Annotated in this window: 13 protein-coding genes; 5 read left to right on the top strand and 8 right to left on the bottom strand. The window is 56.0% G+C overall.

The annotated features are described in order from the left end of the window. Window positions 1–67: 67 nt before the first annotated feature. From LAO76_22570 to LAO76_22560, 3 genes are all read left to right on the top strand, one after another. Window positions 68–886: a hypothetical protein gene (locus tag LAO76_22570; protein MBZ5493713.1), complete on the top strand. Its 819-nt coding sequence runs from the start codon at window positions 68–70 to the stop codon at window positions 884–886. Next, window positions 883–3,519 carry a carboxypeptidase regulatory-like domain-containing protein gene (locus LAO76_22565; protein MBZ5493712.1) on the top strand — a complete coding sequence of 879 codons (2,637 nt, stop codon included), beginning with the start codon at window positions 883–885 and terminating at the stop codon, window positions 3,517–3,519. Before LAO76_22570 ends, LAO76_22565 begins: the two co-directional genes overlap by 4 nt. Before the next feature lie 194 nt (window positions 3,520–3,713). Then, entirely contained in the window at window positions 3,714–4,262 is a 549-nt protein-coding gene (locus tag LAO76_22560) for a hypothetical protein (GenBank protein MBZ5493711.1), read from the top strand. Here the strand turns inward: LAO76_22560 and LAO76_22555 are convergent. After that, on the bottom strand, window positions 4,229–5,095 hold the full coding sequence (locus LAO76_22555; protein MBZ5493710.1) for a hypothetical protein: 867 nt from the start codon (window positions 5,093–5,095) through the stop codon (window positions 4,229–4,231). The two genes, LAO76_22560 and LAO76_22555, sit on opposite strands and share 34 nt — an antisense overlap. Window positions 5,096–5,344: 249 nt before the next feature. Here LAO76_22555 and LAO76_22550 point away from each other — a divergent pair, with 249 nt between their 5' ends. Continuing rightward, window positions 5,345–5,692: a TraR/DksA family transcriptional regulator gene (locus tag LAO76_22550; GenBank protein MBZ5493709.1), complete on the top strand. Its 348-nt coding sequence runs from the start codon at window positions 5,345–5,347 to the stop codon at window positions 5,690–5,692. A 341-nt stretch (window positions 5,693–6,033) separates the two neighbouring features. Here LAO76_22550 and LAO76_22545 read toward each other — a convergent pair whose 3' ends face one another. Together LAO76_22545 and LAO76_22540 are read right to left on the bottom strand one after the other, a co-directional pair. After that, a complete protein-coding gene (locus tag LAO76_22545; protein MBZ5493708.1) occupies window positions 6,034–6,993 on the bottom strand; it encodes an OmpA family protein in 960 nt (319 codons plus the stop codon). A 324-nt stretch (window positions 6,994–7,317) separates the two neighbouring features. After that, window positions 7,318–8,877: a hypothetical protein gene (locus tag LAO76_22540; protein MBZ5493707.1), complete on the bottom strand. Its 1,560-nt coding sequence runs from the start codon at window positions 8,875–8,877 to the stop codon at window positions 7,318–7,320. A 367-nt stretch (window positions 8,878–9,244) separates the two neighbouring features. Between LAO76_22540 and LAO76_22535 the strand changes: the two genes are divergently transcribed. Further along, window positions 9,245–10,243, top strand: a complete 999-nt coding sequence (locus LAO76_22535) for a zinc ribbon domain-containing protein (protein ID MBZ5493706.1) — start codon at window positions 9,245–9,247, stop codon at window positions 10,241–10,243. Between the two features lie 29 nt (window positions 10,244–10,272). Here LAO76_22535 and LAO76_22530 read toward each other — a convergent pair whose 3' ends face one another. The 5 genes from LAO76_22530 to LAO76_22510 form a co-directional block, all read right to left on the bottom strand. Beyond that, entirely contained in the window at window positions 10,273–11,490 is a 1,218-nt protein-coding gene (locus LAO76_22530; protein ID MBZ5493705.1) for a tetratricopeptide repeat protein, read from the bottom strand. A 173-nt stretch (window positions 11,491–11,663) separates the two neighbouring features. Continuing rightward, complete coding sequence (locus tag LAO76_22525; protein ID MBZ5493704.1) at window positions 11,664–12,599, bottom strand: lipase family protein; 936 nt, start codon at window positions 12,597–12,599, stop codon at window positions 11,664–11,666. Window positions 12,600–12,964: 365 nt separating this feature from the next. Beyond that, on the bottom strand, window positions 12,965–13,543 hold the full coding sequence (locus LAO76_22520; protein MBZ5493703.1) for a DUF4097 domain-containing protein: 579 nt from the start codon (window positions 13,541–13,543) through the stop codon (window positions 12,965–12,967). A gap of 196 nt (window positions 13,544–13,739) precedes the next feature. Continuing rightward, the gene (locus LAO76_22515; GenBank protein MBZ5493702.1) at window positions 13,740–14,510 is read right to left on the bottom strand and encodes a hypothetical protein; all 771 of its coding nucleotides are present in this window, start codon (window positions 14,508–14,510) and stop codon (window positions 13,740–13,742) included. 127 nt (window positions 14,511–14,637) lie between these two features. Continuing rightward, the gene (locus tag LAO76_22510) at window positions 14,638–15,555 is read right to left on the bottom strand and encodes a hypothetical protein (protein MBZ5493701.1); all 918 of its coding nucleotides are present in this window, start codon (window positions 15,553–15,555) and stop codon (window positions 14,638–14,640) included. Window positions 15,556–15,575 lie beyond the last annotated feature (20 nt).

Raw genomic sequence — 15,575 nt, 5'->3', positions numbered from 1 at the left:
TATCGAGCCGAATGTTTTAAAGAATTGTGGACCGCAGGCGCCCTCGCCTGCGTGCCTTTTCCTCTCGATGGCTTTACTCTGTTTCTCGGTCTCCCTGCTGACCGCACAGACCGCCCCTGCCACTTCTTCGCAAAATCCTGCTGCGCCGACGGCGCCTGTCCAGCCAACAGACAAGCCTTCCATCTCACTCACTCCCGCCGTGGTGATGGCCAAAGGCAGTTTCAGCCAGACGCTCTCCCAGACGCTCACGCTCACCAATCAAACCGCGCGCGACTTTGCTTTTGAAATGGTGGCGGAAGACGTTGTGGTGAAAGACGGCAAGCGAGTTTTTGTTACTGCGGGTGAAACGCCGAACAGCATTGCCGCCTCCGCGGTGTTCACGCAAAAAACTGTGCTGGTAAAACCTTTTTCTTCCGCGTCAGTGGATGTGCGCGTTACATTGCCGGCAGAGACGAATATTCGCGCCGTGGTGGCAATGTTTCGCGGCACGGACAAGCTACCGACTTCTTCGGGAGCCGTAGGCATGACGGCGTCCTTGGGCGCGCTGATCACCTTCAATCTCACGGACAACGTAAAGCTAAGGCCTGAGCCGGTGCGCGTGATCCCGGCGAGCGAAACGGCAAACATGAAGATCGCGCAGTGGATGACCAATTCAGGCACCGAGCCGGTGTTGCCGGAAGGCGCGGCAGCGGTGTTGAACTCCAGCGGCGCGCTGGTGGGCAAGGCGATTTTTGATCCGCAACGTCTGCTGCCGGGCGAGCGCCTGGAATTTTCCGCCGAGTATCCGGGAGAGCTGCCTCCAGGAAATTATCGCGCGCTGTGCTCGTTCCAGTTTGAAGGCAAGACGCAAACTACGGAAGCGGCCTTCGAAATACCTAAGAAATGAGACGCTGCTGGAGCCTTGTCCTGTTGGCGATCGCCTGCTGTCTGGCGGCACAGGGACAAACTCCGCTTTCTGTGGCCTACCAGAAGACCTTGCAGCTTTCCGTGGCCGGCGCAACTGCAGCTTACTCGCTGGATCCAAGCATTGCAGACGCCATGGCTTCAAACGGTGTGCTCGAAATTGTGGGCAAAGCGCCGGGTTCCACCAACATTGTTGTCGTGACTTCTGCCGGAGCGCAGACATTGGCGGTGACCGTGCCTGTTCCGCTTCCCATACTGCCTCCGGGATTTGAACCGCCGGAGCGCCAGGGCACCGGCGAGAGCGGCACGTATGAGTTTCGCTACAACTCAGATCCCAGCCAGATTACAAACTCGATTGAGATGAAGCGGACGCAGGGAAAATCTTTCACGCGAATGCAGGTCATCAACGCCAACCTGTTTTCGTCTTCGGGATCGACCTCGGCCATTGGCTTCCCTTTTTTGGCTTACCAGATCAGCCGGCCTGACAGGGACATAACTTTTATTGACAAGAACGTGCTGAATTCTCCGCTCACGCTCGATGGCTTTCTGGTGCGCGGCTTTCACATGCGCCAAGGGCCGTGGGAATTTCACGGCGGCTTTACCTCCATCGCCACGTTTCAAGGGCTTTTTCTCTCGACCGATCGCGAATACACAGCGGGCGTGACCAGGGTGTTTCATATTGATGACGTCAATTCGCTGGAGGCCAACGCTTACTATTTTCAAAATCCTGAAAGTCAGCGCGACTTTGCCAGCAATGGCGCGGTTGGCTCCGTGGTTTACCGGCGCAAGCTCAGCGACAAGGGAAATTTTCTGGCTGAACTGGGCATGAGCCACGGGATCGGATTTGCTACGCGGGCCACCTATGACGATAAGCGCAACCATCTGCTGGGAAACTTTCACATACAGTCGCGCAATTTCGCTTCACTGGCGGTGAACAATCAGCACGGAACGTTTGCCGATTTAAATGCCAGCCGCAAGCTGACGGAACGACTCTACGCCAGCCTTGACCTGAACCAATCGAATTACAACCTGCTCACGCTCAGCCAGAATACGTTCACCAGCAGCGGCTTGCTGAACTACAAGCTGAACCAGCATTTCTCCGTCAATGGGGGCGGCGGATACGCAACGTTTCAATCCAAGATTCCCATTGGGCCAGCCGTAACCACGGTGAACCTCCCCGCGGGCGTGGATTATTCAACGCGGCATTTTGGAACGGGCTTTGAGTACCAGCGAACGGTAAATATCGAGGGTGGAGGTGGAGGCAATGATTATGCGGTGAATGCGCGCGCTTCTGCCGGGCAATTCCAGATGAGCGGCTTTTACCGGCATGACGTTCAGGTGCCCACGCTGGCCGCCATCTTTTCAGAAGTGCCGGGGCTGCAGGACGCTCTGGACCGCGCGGGAATTGTTGCGTCCACGCCAGAGCAGCTTGCCAGCCTGCTGCAGAATACCGCGATCCTGCAATTGCTGGGGTTCACCAATGCTTTTGTCGTAAATTTGGCGCCGTCACGCAATGACCTGAACGCGGCGGTGAGCTGGATGTCACACAGCCAGAACCGCCGCAAGATTGACTTGAGTTATTTCGACAGCGATACGGAGCTGTTGCAGGGACACTTCATCCTGAAGACCGCGACGCTCAGTTACTCGCAGCGGCTGAAGTCGACGAATGACATTGTGGGTTCCGCCGCCATGGTGCAAACCACGAACAACGGCGTGACGTCGACGCATCCGCTGTTCAGCATATCTCTCCAGCACAGATTTTTCACGGTGCCCACGCTTCTGCTGCCGGGACGCCACGGAATGATCCAGGGACATATCTTCCGCGATGATGATTCAGCCGGAATCTATAACGCGCAGATGCCCGCAATCGGCGGCGTGGAGGTGCGTCTGGATGAAGACCGCGTTACGCGCACCGATCCCAGCGGCTATTACGCGTTTCATCATGTGCCGTTCGGCGTGCATCGGGTGGAGGCGAAGCTGCAAAGCGACGAGCCGTTCTTTTACACCACGGATTCACCGGCCACCGTGGACATGAACGCCACGGCGGACTTCGGAATTAACTTTGCCAAAGGACAGATCTTCGGCTTTCTGCTTAACGATGCCGGAACGGGCATTAACGGAATCACGGTGGAGCTAAAAGGCGAGAAATTCACGCGGCGCGTGCAGACCGGCGTAAACGGCAAATTCGCATTCACCGGACTGGTTCCCGGAAATTATTCGGTGGCAACACTGGCGGATTCTTATCCTCCGGGATATGCGCTGCAGGACCTGGCGGCGCAGAGCGTCGCCGTGGAATCCGGCAAGCCCGCGAGCACGCAATTTACGGTGAAGGCGCTGCGGTCGATTGCAGGGCGCGTGCTGATCTATGACAAGACGACGCTGCAAACGGTTCCACTGGCCGGCGCAGTGGTTCGGCTGAAAGAAGTTTCACTGGAAACAAAGACCGGAGCGACCGGGGCATATATCTTCCGCAATCTGGCGGCGGGAACTTATACGGTTGCGATTGAAAGCGATGGCAAAGAGATCACGCGGACAGTGGTGGTTCCGGCTGATCCGGCGAGTATCCGCGATGTGGATTTGAATGCGGGGACAAAGGAAGCGCCTGCGCAAAAGTAGGAACCAAAACCAGTTTAGCCGCGAATTCACGCGAACAAACGCGAATGGATCTATTTCCTGTTGGGGCCTGGCCCATTCGTGTTTTGCAACAATTCATGGCGGGATTTGTTGATCCGTGGGTTTCCTAAAGTAATATCGACCGGGCTAAATGCTTTACGAACGTCGGCCGCAATGTGATATTCCTTTGGTTCAAAATGACACTTCCTGAGATCGAATGGCAACCGGTTTCCCGCATACAGCTTGTCTGCTGGATGGCGTTCTACGGATTGCTGCTTTTCTATCTTGGGCTGAACTGGGGCCAGTTGACGCTGATCGATAACGTGCATCTGCCGATCCATGAAGGCGGGCATCTGCTTTTTGGCTGGCTGGGAGAAACGCTTGGACTGTGGGGAGGAACGCTGCTTCAGCTACTGGTTCCGGCGCTGCTGGCGGTAAGTTTTGCCGTGCGCCGCGAACTACCGGGGACGACGTTCTGCGCGTTTGCGTTCTTTCACAGTCTTACGGGCGTCGCCACTTATATGGCGGACGCGTTGCGGCTGGAGCTGCCGTTAGTGACCGTCGGCGGGGCCGGCGACGGAGTGGAGCATGATTGGGTGCGGATCTTTTCCAGCCTGGGAGTTCTGCCGTACGCGATCCAGATCGGGAATTTCACGCGGCTGGTGGCGTGGGCAGGAATGTTAGGGACGGTTGCGTGGTTTGCGTGGCGAGGTTATCGTGGTAGCGGCACGTCGATTAAACCCTGACCGCTCTTGATTACAGCCTCAACTTTCCTTCTTCTCGCTGCCGTGGCCATATCGATCCACTCATCGGCCTGTTTCATGTCTGCCGCATGCGCATCTTTATTGCCGCAGCCCAGGTCGGCCCGCAGGCGGTAGAGCTGGGTCAGGTAGCCCATGGCGGCTTCATAGTCTTGCCGCAGAGACACTGCCTTGGTGAACATGGCCAGGCCGTCATCCAAATTGGCCAGCGCCGCTGTTCTCGCGTCGGCACATCTCGCCGACAAAAAAAAGGAGCCCTCTAATTTCTCCGGCACCGTTGGCTTCCCCAAGGCAACGGCGCGACGTGATTCCTCCGGCAGCTTTTCCTTCTCCACCGCAACGGCGTCATACGCCATGTACCAGTCCACCACCCCGACGGAGTAAAACAATTCCGGATCGCGGGGGTCGACTGCGATGGCTTTTTGATAGGTTTCTTTCGCCTGTTTTAAATTTTTCAACTGGAGTTCCAGAGATGCGATGCTCTTGAAAGAATAAATATCGGAAGGGTTACGCCTTAGGACTTCCCGATATTGATTCAATGCTTTTGTAGCCCGGCCAACGTTCGCCGGCGTATCAATTCCCGGCACAAACGTTTGCGCGCACGCTGTGGCCAGATACAGGTGCGCAGTGACGAAATCAGGATCGAGAGCGGCTGCCTGTTCAAAATGCACTATCGCCCCTTCATAGTCTGCATACTCGAATGCCTGGACTCCGGCGATCATCGCTGTGTGCGCGGCTGCTTTAGGATCGTCTTGCGTCGCACCCGCGGACAGAAAAGAAGCAAGCATGAACGAAAACAGGATAAGTCTGGGCATCATAAGAACTGCTCCGTGGGGTTTCATCCAGCTCGGAAAGCATACACTATGGCACAAACAGTTAGTCCGGGCCGCGGTGGGGCTGATGGACGTCTTGCTGGTCTTACCGTAGGCTCGGCCTCGGAGTTCGGGATGGCAGCCAGTGGGCTGGAGCGGCGGACAAGGCAAATCTCAATTAAGATATTAAAGATGAAATCCGCACTGGGCACAGCGTCGCGCCCGGATATTTTTTTGATTGTTGAGTGATTGCGCATGGAAAAAGCCAAGATTGCAAAATTTGAGGAGCTCCTCAACAAGAGGCGCGAGGAGCTACGCCGCAGCCTGAGTCGCACACAGGAAGAGCACAATGAGGCGCAGGATTTTGGTCGCGATGAAGGCGACAGGGCGACCGCGTCGCTCTCAAAGGAAATGACGTTCCGCCAAAAGGCGCAGGAGCGCGGGCTGCTGCAATTGGTGGAAGCGGCCATTGGCCGGATCAATGGCGGCACGTTTGGCGAATGCCTGCATTGCGGCCAGGACATCAGCGTGAATCGATTGACGGCGGTGCCGTGGAGCCGTTATTGCATCACCTGCCAGGAGCTGATCGTCGAGCAGCAATGAAGATCTGGTGATCGCGCGTGATCGGATGATCTGGTGATCGGAAAGCCAAATTCTTTTCACCGCGAAGGGCGCAGAGGAAATCGGGAAAGCAAAAGCTTACCGCGGATTAACAAGGATAAACGCGGATCAGAACCGGATTGGTTGAGCTAGCGAATCGCAGACATCGCTCGTCATCGCGGTCGAACGTTATCGTTAGAGGTCGGACCCAAGATGAGGAGATGCACGAAAATGAGAGAAAGCGCGCGACGGAATCGGTAACCAAAAAATCGGCAGTCGCAATAAAAAACCCCTCCTGCCACATGGGCAAGAGGGGTGCGTTTGGTTAGAGAAAGTTACAAAACTTACTGTTGCGGCGGCTTCTGGGCCGGCTGGTCAGTGGTGCTGGGCTGAGAAGCGGGCTGAGTTGCCGGAGCAGATTGCGGAGCAGGAGTTGCGGTGACGCCGCTGCCGGTGGTGGGGGCTGAGCTGTTGCTGGCGTTCAGGTCAGCCAGGCCATTCTTCAACAGGCTGATCTCAACTTTGCCGCCCTTCTGGCGATGAATCTTGCCGTCTTCCGTCTGGATGGGAGCATTGCCCATGCCGACCGTGTAGATGCGATAGACCGGAATCTCATGGTTCAGCACGAGGTAACGGACGACCATCTGCGCCATTTCACGGGAGTTCTCAATGGCCGTGGTGCCGCTGCCGGGCGAGAAGCCCTGCACTTCAACAATGTAGCCCTTCTGGTTTTTCAGCGAGGTGGCCATCTGGTCAAGAGCGTCTTTCGCGTTCTTGCTGAGGGCGCCCTGTCCGGGACGGAAGCGGATTTCAGCCTGCGTGATGGGCTGGTATTGATCGATCTTGCTGACAGTGTCTTCAACAGTGGCAATGCGCGTGTGCGCCTGCTGCGCCGTCTGCTGGGCCTGGTTGGCGCGATTGCCCGCGTCGAGCGCGTGCGTATCGGCTTCATTGGCCTTGCTCATGGCGTTGCGAATGCCTTCAGTCGCGCGAGCGTCAACGTCAGCGATCATCTTGGCGTTCTTCGCGGTGAGTTCGTCGAGCTCATTCACGCGGCCGCGAACAGGATCAAGCTGCCGGTTAACATATTTCTTGCGGGCAAAGGGATTCAAATGTCCCCAAAAGCCCTCTTTGCGCGTGTAGGTCAACGGATCTTTGCCGGTCGCGGTCTGATCGTTGCTCTGGGCTTGGGTCTGGCTCTGCTGCGCCTGCGGTTGATCTGATGTGGTCTGTTGATTCTGCTGTGCGACCGCTGGAATTGCCATGGCGGCGACAAGCGATAACGACAATAGATAATTCTTCATTGGGGTAAAATCCTCCGAACCGGGGTCGTTCGAGCATCGGGGCCACGCTTTGTGACAGGGTTTGCCAGCTCACCCCCGATTGCGCATAACGTCACGCTTTTGACTATTGCATTGCAATTGCCAAACTCCTGAAAGGAAACGGAGTTTCCAGATCATTTGTTTTCAGTAGTTTACAGTAAACACCTTAGACCGGGCCATACACCATAAGATGGCGATCGGGTAAATTTTGCCCAGGGGCATCAGCAATCTTTCCGACGCCGTGGAAATCTCTGTCGCGTACTCCGGCGCGCCGCCCGCAAGGACAGCGCGCCAGTCATTCCGCGTTTACCGGCTTGGTTTGCACGGCCTGCGGATTCTCTCGGGATGTTTCTGCCATTCAGGACCGCCACAAGTCGGTAGTTGTACGCCCTGGTTTGGTTGCGCAAGCTTGCTGGGAGCGATCTTCTGTCCGTCATCCGGCTGTGGTTCGGCCAGGAAGCTATGGACGGCGCCATCAGCATCCGTGTATATGCCCACGATCCGCCCCGGCGCATTGATCCCCAGCGGTATCGTACTGCCACTCCCGGGGAACTCCACTGTCGCAAAGCTTCCGCTGTTCTCCACGTAGCCGTGAATAACAAAGTCACTATCTGTATATGTTCCTACGTTGTCTCCAATATTGCTCATTCCCTCCGGGAAGGTATCTCCCTGGCCGGGAACATCAAAATCAGTGAAGACGCCCTGGAAGAACTTGAATCCCCTCATCGTGTCCGGATCAAAGAACGATCCCACCACCTCTCCACGATTGCTAATGCCAATTGCCTGCGTCAGCTTTGGCCTGCCGGGTGTGTCCGGGCTATGGTCCAGCAGGGTAAATGTGCCGTTGGCAAGAATGTAGCCGAAGACTTGGTGGTCCTTCAGGAACAGCCCAGCCACTTCTCCCTGGTTATTGATCCCGATTGCGGAGTTGAATACAGCTCCCGGAAAATCGATATTGCTGAAGGTCCCGTCCTGCAGCAGGAACGCGTGGATCTTGCCAGCATCATCTATATAAGTTCCTACAATGTCCCCATGCTCGTTCAGGCCCTGTGGAAATGTCGCGGCAGCGCCGGGAAAATCGAACGTGCTAACGCCGTCGTTGCCGCCGGTGACAAAGCCATGGAAGACCCCGTTTGCATCCAGCACGCTTCCCACGAGCCTGCCTGCGTTGTTGATGCTAGAAACATCCGTCTCAGCAGCGCCGGGTAGGTCGATGTTGGAATACCGCAGATGGGCCAACGCCGGAGGCGCAGCTTGCGGATCCACCGTGTAAAGGAAGGTTGCTGAAGTAAGCCTCGCCGTGGCCGGCCCGGTAGCTATGCTCTGGACAGTAGTTGTGGTCACACCCGGAAAACATGCCACGGCTTGCAGTGAAGGCACTTCCAGAAGAATGCTCTGCGCAGGATCATTGATCGCAGTCCCCGGCTGGCTGAACAGTTGCGGAAATAGCGGCTCAAAGATTCCATTTGAATAGCATTGATTATCGGCGGCGAGCACGCGCGCCAGTTGCGACCCAGGGTTCTGGATGGCCGCGTCCAGTGCGAGGCTTTCTCCACGGATCGCCGCCCCTGGATTAGCCTGCGGCAGATAAGAAAAGTTGAAGTTGTGCGTGCTCAGAAAGAAAGGATCGCCCGGGCCCTCAATCACGTTCATCACCAACTGGAACCCAAACTGGTTCCCATTTTGAATTGGAATGAAGCCCACCGTTGCCGGGCTGAGGACATGGAAGTCAATCACGTTGTTCTGAATGACCGTAACGTTGAAATCAAAATCATTTTGAAAATTGAAAGTTATGTTGCCGATCGAACAGCTCGTTCCTTCCACATTTGCCATGGTGCCCGCAGTGCAGGCCGGTGATTGGGCCATACCGTTTTCCAAGGCAGTGAAGATGATGAAAAGAAATAGAAGACTGCGCAGCATCCAATACCTGAGCATAGCGACTCCATTAAATAATGAGATAACAACGATCCGGAATAAAGCTTTCTAGAGGGGGGCCTGTTTGCGGGTAGATACTACTATATTTTTTGATTTTTTACCCAGCAGAATAGTTAATGAAAGTTATTTTTTAATAATAGGTTCTACCCACCAACCTATCTCTGATCCATTTTTCCTGACGAGCCAACTACCTTTGTCTCCTTAATGGCAGCAGCTACAGCGGGGACCGAATCCGATGGATGCTTCCGCATTAGGTCTGGGGTAAAATGAAGCGCCTTTAAGCAATCAGGAGATCACCATGGCCGAATTTTGCACCAATTGCGGCGCGCCGCTTTCCGGCCCGTTCTGCGGACGTTGCGGTCATCGCGCTCAATCCGCCATCGCGCCAGCGCCCGTCGCTGCTCCGACTCCTCAGCCCGTCGTCACGCCGACTCCTCAGCCCGTCGCCAGCGCCCAGCCGACAGCAGCGCAACCAGCACCACAGCAGCCATCTTTCCAGCCGCCGATCTCACAGCAACCCATCGCACAGCAATCCGCCGCACAAGCACCATCTCAGCCCGCCGCGCAGCCGCCAAAATCTTCCGGCGGCGGCAAAGCCTTGCTGATCGTCGGCGGAATCGTTCTGGTGATGGTCCTCGGAGCGTTTGGCGCGGTGCTCTATGGCGTCCACTGGGTCAAGCACAAGGTATCTTCTATTACCGGCGGTGCTATTGGTGGCGGATCGTTTGGCTCTGAAGTTTCGCAGGGCAACATGTGCAAGCTGCTTTCAACGGCAGACTTGCAGCAGATGATTGGCGTGACCGTGGAGCGCAGCGCCGAAATCATGGACAACGGCGATCCCGGATGCGCTTATTACACCAACCCGGCGGCCTTCGCTGAGCTGCAAAAGCTTGCCGTTGCCCAGGCGAAGCGGGATTCTGAAAAGGCTTCGCAGGAACCCGACGTCAAAAATTCCAAAGGCGACAATCCTCTTGAGCTGCTGAAACACACGAAAGAAATGGAAGGTATTGTAAAAGGCTTTGGCCTGAGCGCGCCCGACCCCAGCGGCCGCGTCTTCTCCTTCAGCGTGAACAACAAATTCGGCAGTGAGAATTGGGGGCCGCTGCGTACTACGCTCTCCGTTGTCCCAGGATTCGATGAAGTCAACGGCGTGGGCGACCACGCCATGATCGGCTCTTTTGGCCACGCGTTTTACGTGCTGAAAGGCGACAGCGTTTTCAAACTGGACACCATGTATCTGCCGGAAGCTCGCTCACGCGGCACAGAGATTGCGAACAAAATCATTTCGCATATGTGAGCGCAGCCAGTTTGGCTTCACGGCTTCGATTAAGGTTTTTTCAGCAGCGGCACCACAAACTCGCTCAGATACTGCTCCAGCTTTTCGCGGTTTTTCTGGCGATAGCCGGGATAATCCTGCGCGATGCCATCATCTGCCGCGTTCAGCAGCACATAGGGCTCAATCATCTTTGCCTGGTATAGCTTGAGCAACAGAATCAGGTTTGGGTCCTTCGGGGGTGAAGATGCTTTCTTCTTTTTCTTCTCGGATTCGTTCACCTCAGTCCACACCGTGGCCGCCATCGTAAGCGCTTCCGCCTCTTCGGCCAGGCTGTGGCGATATTGCTTTTCCGCGGGAAATTGCTTTTTGAATTCGTCGCCGCGCCATTTCACCTTGGCTAGTCCGTAACTGAGCCACAAAGTGGAAGTCTCGTCCGATGCTTTAGGGTCCACGGTGATCGTGATGTTCTTCTCATCTGTCTGGCTCACGTTATTCGGTGTGTCCACGTGCACCCGCTTGAGTTGCAGCTTGTTGCTGGTTGCCCATGCTTGCAGCGCTCGCCATGTGATGGGATTGTAGGGCTCGGCCACTACGCCCTGGATGAACTGCATCCGCGACTTTTCAATCTCTCCGTTTTTCAGCAGCATATCTGCGTAATACCGATGCGCTGTTTCTTTGTTGGGATCCAGATCAATGGCTTTTTGGTACCACTCGCCGGCCTTAGCCCAGTTCTTTTCCGCAAAATATGTATCGCCAATGAACAGCACAGCGCTGTAGTTTTTAGGATCGGATTCCAGTACCTTGCTGTAGTTCTTGATTGCTTCTTCAAAATCGTGCCGCGCAAACGCGGCCTCAGCGGCGCGCATGGCCTGATCGGCAGGCGTGTTTGCGTACTTCACCACGCCATCTTCCGGAAGCATTTGCAGCAGGTTCTCAAGAAGCGGCGCTGTACTACCCAGCTTTTTAGCTTTCAGAAGCACCTGTCGCGCCCGCATGCGTTCTTTGCTGGCGGCATCCTGATCGTCGAGCGTTGCTGCTTCTGATACCAGGCACGCGCCCAACCCCACCAAAACGTCGCGATCGTCTGGGCTCTTGAGCGCCAGTTCTTCAAACAGCGGCAAGGCCTCAAGATGTTTATCCTGTTTAAAAAGCTCAAATGCCAGCTTGCGATTGTCATCCACGCCGGCGCTTTGAGCATATCCGCCGGAGCGCAGGAGAAAACCGCAAACAGTAACCAGCAGGAAAAGTAGACGGCCGGCGCGGCGCATATTCCCCTCCAATCGCAAAACATTGCCTCGGGAGAAGAACGATCTTACTCCAGGATCTTGCAATGACCGACAGGCATTCCCCATGTCCTCAACAGGTGAAAGTTTTGCTCGCGTTGCCGCACGCTACTTTTGTCCCAGCACAAATTAAAAAGACGTGTTTCCGCCCTGGCTCCTCAGGCCTTTGCGCCTGCCTGAGCATTGCCCAATCCGGTTACCGGATAAACGCGCGGCGCGTCTGTGGGCACACCCAGATTGACCGCCTTCGTGTAGTTATCAGGCCCGATCAGGGCATGGTTGCCGGCTACGTTGCCTGACTGGTTCAGGAATGACCACTCCTGGCCCACATGGCCATACTGCAAGTGGATAATCTGGCTCGGTGGCAGCATTGGAATCAGGTCGGCCAGATTTACCACGCGATAGCTTTGCGGCACCCAGAAGTTGTAAGCGTCCACAAATGCCGGATCGCCTACGCGAGGCCCGGCGTAGTTGTACATCTGTACCGTTGGCAACAACGAAAGAATACGCAGCATCGGTGAAGCCAGCACTGCCAGCGCGCCCCCCAGACTGTGGCCGGTTACAAGGCATGGCAGGGCAGGGTTGAACTGTTTGGCCGCCGCCAGAATCTGGTCCGCTAGCATGACAAAGAAGATGAGGAAACCCAGGTGGACCTTGGCGAACTGAAACTTCCCATCGCTGTACCAGACCAGCGGCACCGGGAACTGAGGGATCGTGGCATCCAGGGCCCACTCGAAATCCGACTGCGTCCCGCGCAGCGCGATGACGTTGCATGTAGATGATGTAAGCGCAAACCCGAAATAAACGTCTTGCAGGCTGGGAAAGAGCGCGTGAACGCTTGCGCGGACTTCCGCGCTGTTCTGTACGTTCTGCAAGAGCAGCGGGGCCAGAGGCCCGGCTTGAGCGGACAAACTCAACAGCTTGAGCTTTGACAGGTCGATCTCCGGCGCCATGAAGGAGGCGATCTGCTTGTATCCGGCTGGAGGTTTGATCTCCCCGTGCTTTTCCGGTGGAAGGCCGTACTGGACGTACGTGAGTTCGCACGCTTCCACCAGCAGATTGGAAAGGTTCGGGTCGTAACCGGAGACTGGCATGGTTTGAATCCTCCAATGAGTGAGTTGCGGGAATGTCCAGCCACAGCCTTTGAAGAATGGAATGCGGCAAAGAACTTGCAGCTGGATGTGCGTTCGTATTGTAGTCCCGCTGGCTGATCGCTGGCCCGGCGGGCTAACAATTTTACAAAACAGAAAATGTTCGCATTACCAACGCCGTAACATTCTCCCGGCTGCCACCCGAACCGCCGATGCAAACCTTGGCAAGCCGCAGGCGTGTGAGGGACCTGCTCCGCCGCTTCTGGGCGGAAGCCACAAGTGCATTTGAGTGCCAACTCTTCAAACAATAGAGACTGGCTTCCGGTTTTCTCTTGGCATCTCCCCGGCGGAAGAGATTCCCGGCCAATTTAATTTTTCAGGTTCACGTCTCCCGCCGTTACATGGGCGTGCAATCTGTACTTGCCCGGGCCTTTCCATTTGATTGAGCGGAACAATCCTCCTGCGGCGGCCTTGAATGCGGGTGCGTGTACATCGCCGGCGGTCACGGAGGCGTCCACATCGCCCCAATCACTGGAATTGCCTACGGAGATATTCAGGTTCCCCGCGTTGGCCTCAACATCTTTATCGCCCGTGATTCCCCCTATTTCAAGGTTTCCCGCGGTCAGGCGGACGCGCACATCAGCAAGCGCCGGCACTTCAATGATCGCGTGAAAATTATCATGCGGCGTATTCTCCACGCGCACGTCTGCCGATTTGCCATTGGTCGTCAGCTTCACACGCACGCCCTTGGCGCTAGCTTCATTCCAGTGCACATGTATGCGATTGTCAGAGCTCGCGCGAATCTTGTAATCGCCGGACTCCAGCGTCATCTCGATTTTCCCGCCGGAAACAAAATCCTTTTCCACCGGACTGCCTGTGCTCTGCGCTCCAAGCGGCGTCACCCAGAGAACTGCCAGAAACAGTGCCGCCGCGATCGCGGTTTTCATCGTCCTGCCCTCCTTGTACACACCACAACCTGGCTTGTGATACGCAAAGGCAGGGCATCCGGTTCCAGCGATTTTGGTAGCAATCTCACCGCGGATGAACGCGGATTTACGGTCTAAAATGGCTCTGTTGAACCTTTTGATCCGTGTAAATCCGTCTTATCAGTGTTATCAGTGGTGAGGTTTTGATTTTAGGCTTCTATCTTGGCAGCTCCAGCTTCTGCCGCTTTGCTCCATCCGGACTGCTCACGGCCAGCTCCGCCGCGCTGTATTTTGGCGCGCTGATATAGCCATGGATATGGTCATGGCGGATACTATTGATCACCAGCTCAACCGGGCGGCCCTGCTCCGTGTAGAACAGAACGGGCTGGAACAGGTTCACATGCTTCTGTGAGACCTCTGCGTCTTCCACCCTGATTTCCAGGTCGGCATACATATGTTTGGTGTTGGCCTTGCGCAGGCTGAGAGCGATGGGGCCGGTGCGCTGGAACTGCTTGGTCTTATCCAGATCAAACTCAAAGTAGTTGCGCTCGCCTTTTTTCTGCAGCGTCACAAGCTCTTCATGCGTCCGTGCGATGCCGCCCTCCAGGTCAGTCCGCGTAGAAACCAACTCTTGGCGCGTGGAATCAATCGCCCTGCCCTGGGCGTCAACTTGCGTCTGCAGATGTCTAATGCGAACGTCGTTTGCGTTGTACCGGGCAGCGGGCCTGGTATGAGGCCTCGTCGTCGACGGCGCTTTCACCGGCGCGGGTTGCGCGGCTGGAGGAGTATTGAGCGAGTCAATCTTCGCGGCAAGGGCGGCCATCTGTGCGCGCGTATCGTTCAGGCTCGCGATCACCTGATCGTTCTGGGCGGAAATCTGCTTGACCTGGTAGTGCTGGTGGACTGTATAGCCAAGCAGCCCGGTGATGGTGAGAAGCACGACCGCCAGGCCTCCGCGAACATGCGGGGTAAAAATTGGATTAGACATGGGGAAAGCCTCCCTGGGGAATTTAGGAGGCGAAGTGGCGCTACATATTAGATCAGCCAACCAGAGCTGCTGTTGCAATGCTGAAGAAAGAAAGTTGCAGGATCGACGCGAGCAGGTCAGCTAGGCTTTATTGCTTTGGAACCACACTCAGGCAGTCGCGCAGCCGCGCTTCTCCGCCCCACTTCTCAAAGGCTTGTTTTGCGTCGGCGGCAAGCTTGCTCTCATTGGTATGGTCATACTTGGCCGGCTGGCCGCCAAAAAACACCCAAAGGACATCCGGGGTATCAACCTGCCCAACGCTGCTGGTCTTGCGCGTGAGTTGATCGGTAACCGGCTTACCTGCGACCAGACGGGCCAATGCGGCGCTGCCCTCGCCAATGCGCGGGCCTCCGTCACCAACCACGAAAGGAACGGCGATGTTCTTACGCCTATCTATTGCTACACCGAAAGAACCAAAAGCGACTCCTCGCGAAACCAGCCCTTGGGGAACAACGGCTGAAGGAACGCGCAGCGGATTGACGTATCGGCTCTGGTCTTTGAGGTCGGTAACATTGCTGTCTACCAGCGATGTGGGCGAGACGTAAAAGCCCGAGCCGTCTTTCTGCAGCACCGGTTTGACGGACGTGACTTTCTTGCCGTGGATTGTGGCCGTACCTTCACCAAGAATGCCATACCAATTGATTGCGCCGACCGCCGGATCTTGCCAGCCTGAGTCGCCTATGCGTTTGAAGTCCTGCATAAAGCGCCCTGTGCAGGTCGCATTGCTCTCTGAACCCTGATAGCTTTTGCCATCAGGCAGGTAAACCTTTCCGGCGTTGCACAGGTGAAGCAGCGCGCCTCCTGCGAAGTTTGTGGGACTGTAGGCGTGGCCGTAACCATCCAGGTTGACGTTCATCTTGGCAAAGGCGGCGATACCGCCTCCATCCATGGCCCATGCGTTCCTGGCTCCTCCAACCTCAGTCAGCGGCTTGCCGGCGCAGCTTTGGGCGGCTGCGCTCTGCAGAAACATCAGAGCGATCACTGATACGGTGAATACCAATTTCATTTTCACCCCTCCGTGCACTC

The organism is Terriglobia bacterium, assembly GCA_020072645.1.
Lineage (GTDB): Bacteria > Acidobacteriota > Terriglobia > Terriglobales > Acidobacteriaceae > Angelobacter.
The sequence above is the reverse complement of the archived record's forward strand: the minus strand, read 5'-3'. Positions and strand labels throughout refer to the sequence as shown.